This window comes from Micromonospora echinofusca (assembly GCF_017614955.1).
Classification (GTDB): domain Bacteria; phylum Actinomycetota; class Actinomycetes; order Mycobacteriales; family Micromonosporaceae; genus Micromonospora; species Micromonospora echinofusca_A.
In genome coordinates, this window is record NZ_WVUH01000595.1 from 1 (window position 1) to 2,105 (window position 2,105).

General features: G+C 73.9%; 2 protein-coding genes. One reads left to right on the forward strand and one right to left on the reverse strand.

All coding sequences use genetic code 11. The annotated features are described in order from the left end of the window. Positions 1 to 151: 151 nt before the first annotated feature. On the reverse strand, positions 152 to 1,285 hold the full coding sequence (locus GSF22_RS33120) for a DICT sensory domain-containing protein (RefSeq protein ID WP_307804514.1): 1,134 nt from the start codon (positions 1,283 to 1,285) through the stop codon (positions 152 to 154). A gap of 144 nt (positions 1,286 to 1,429) precedes the next feature. On the opposite strand from GSF22_RS33120, the gene GSF22_RS33125 reads away from it, so the two are divergent. Further along, positions 1,430 to 2,105, forward strand: a 676-nt coding sequence (locus GSF22_RS33125; protein WP_208817845.1) for a DUF2726 domain-containing protein, incomplete at its 3' end; no start/stop codon positions are given.

Here is a 2,105-nt window from a genome sequence, read left to right on the forward strand (position 1 = left end):
CAACCCCGACCAGGCCTCCTACTGGATCACCGCCAAGGACCTGGCCGACTGGACCGCCACCCGCGGCTACTCCGCCTGACACATCCGAACACCACGAAGGGCCGGCCCACCACGGGCCGGCCCTTCGGGCTGCCGTCACGGCGTCACACCGTCACCCGGCGGTTCCGGCCGGTTCCGGCTCGGCGGGCAGGGTCGCCACGGCGATCCCCTGCTCCGCCACCCAGTCCAGCGCATGCCGCACGTCCTCCATCGGCAGTGGACGCTTTCGGGTGACGGTCACCGCGCAGTGCGCGGTGTACGCCACGAACGGGAACGAACTGACCAGTCCGCCCAGGCGGTCGCGGACCCGGTACGCCAACCCGACCGCTTCCGGACCGGTCAGCGCCGGCAACACCAGCAGGAAGTCCTGCTCCGACAGGCGGACGGCCCGGTCCTGCGGGCGCAGCACACCGGTCACCGCCCCGAGTACCGCCTGGGCCTCCCGGGCCGCACCACGCCGACCCCACCGCTCCGGCGTACCGCCCGGCTCGACGACGCGTACCCCGACCAGCGCCACCGGCAGCACCCCCGACGCGGTGGTGCCCCCGGCGCCACTCCACCGGCGAACCGCCGGCTCACCGGTCAGCCCGGGTTCGGTCCCGGTGGTGGCGGCGGTGGCCGCCGCCACCTGTCGACGGAGCAGGTCGTTGGTCCGGTACGCGCGCTCCAGACTGCCGGCCAGCAGCCGGAAGGCATCGTCGCCCCGGGATTCACCGGGCGTCGACGGAAGTTCCCGCACCCGGGTGAGCACCACGTCGAGTGCGGTCAGGGCGGTTGCGGGCAGCCGGTCCGTCAGCTGGTCGCGGAGCCGGACCGCCTCGTGCAACGCATCGTCCCGGCGGAACGACCACCAGCCGTCGAAGAGTCGTCCGCTCTCCAGCGTGCCGGCGGCCTCGACCTGAGCCAGGTCGTGGGCCACCAGGGTCGCGCCGAAGCGCGGGGTGAGCACCACCACCGTCCACTCCCGGGCCAGGTCCTCATCCGCGGCCAGCAGTACCGGCCAGGCGCCGGCCGGCAGCGCCGGTGCGGTCTCCGCGACCAGACCGACGACGGTCACCGCGGCCCGCCGGGCGAGCCGGCTGTAGCACTCGCGCTCCCGTTCGAAGTAGGGCATCCGTTGGAACAGGGCGAGTACCGCCAGCGGGCCGTCCTCGGCGGTGGCCAGCGCGGCGCGCTCCATCGCATGCGAGATGCCCACCAGCATCCGCTTGGTCAACCGCCGGCCGGCGGATCCACTGTCGGGCACCGGACGAGCCTAGAAGATCGGGCCGGCCGACCCGTGGCCCGGTACGCGCACCCGGCGACCGGGGTCGCCGGTGTGGACTCCTAGCATGACCGCAGACGCCCGACGGCGACGGCGCGGGGCGTACGGACGACGGAACAGGTAAGGATGACGGCAACCGGTAACGGCAGGGGCGACTTTCTGCGTCCGCTGGTGATGTCCGGCCCGGCGGGTGCCGGTGGCATCCCCGGCCGGGGTTTCGAGCGCGGCGACTGGGTGGTGCTGCCCGATCAGTCGCTCGGCGCGTTGGTGCACGCCCGCCCCCCGGGGGTGACCGGTAACCAGTGGAACACGGCCATCCGGACCCGGTACGACTTCGTCGCCTGCGACCGGCGTACCAGCCGGCCGGTCTTCGCCGTCGAGGTGTCGGACCCGGAGGGCGCCGGTACCGGTCGTTCCGGCGGCGCGGAACGCGCCGACCGGATGCGGTCGGCGGTCTGCGACGCGGTGGGCCTGGAGGTGCTCCGGATCGTCTCGCCGACTCTGCGCCGGGCCGGCGTCGGTCGACGGATCGTCGAGTACCTGCTGGACGCGCGCAGCTACGCGGCAGCCGTCCGGGACGCCGTCGACCCGGCCGATCCGCTCGCCGATCCGCCGGTCGGTTACCGGGACATCATCGGACGGCTCCCGGACGGACGCGACGGCTTCGTCAACGATCTCGGTGCGTTGGCCCGGGCGGCGGCGGTCGACGCGTACGTGTCCCGTCGACTCACCGACCCGATTCTGCGTGGCCTGCACGCGCGTTGGGCGGACGGCCCGGCCGAGGGCTGGGGCTGGGTGGAGG